At 60.5% G+C, this 509-nt stretch carries 1 rRNA gene; it reads left to right on the top strand.

Going from position 1 to position 509, the window contains the following annotated elements:
• A 16S ribosomal RNA gene (locus HUW36_RS34010) occupies nucleotides 1–87 on the top strand; the annotation flags it as partial.
• Between the last annotated feature and the right edge of the window lie 422 nt (nucleotides 88–509).

Below are 509 nucleotides of genomic sequence, written 5' to 3'. Positions count from 1 at the left end.
AGGGAGCCGTCGAAGGTGGGGCTGGCGATTGGGACGAAGTCGTAACAAGGTAGCCGTACCGGAAGGTGCGGCTGGATCACCTCCTTTCTAAGGAGCACCATCCACCGAAAGGTGGTATGGAGCCCGCGACCTGCGAATGTCGGGTCGGGGTGCTCAGATGGCGGAGACACTGGCAAGTCGGGTGCCGGCAACGGCTGCGGATCCTCTAGTACAGCTGCCTTTCGGGGTGGTGGGAACGAGTCCGTGGTGCGGCTGGTGACTGATGTAAGCACCCTGTTGGGTCCTGAAGGAACAACCTGTGTGGTTGTCTTTCAGAGCCGATACCCGAGGCGTTGGTTCTTGGGTGGCGCCAGGCATGGCCTGGCTTCTCATACCGCCGGCGGTGACGTCGGGCTGGTGGGGAGCAGTTCGGGTTGTGGGTTGGTTGTTTGTTGAGAATTGCACAGTGGACGCGAGCATCTTTGTGGTCAAGTTGTCAAGGGCGAACGGTGGATGCCTTGGCACCAGGA

The organism is Micromonospora maritima (genome assembly GCF_902825405.1).
In the GTDB taxonomy this organism is placed as follows: Bacteria; Actinomycetota; Actinomycetes; order Mycobacteriales; family Micromonosporaceae; genus Micromonospora; species Micromonospora maritima.
The sequence above is the reverse complement of the archived record's forward strand: the minus strand, read 5'-3'. Positions and strand labels throughout refer to the sequence as shown.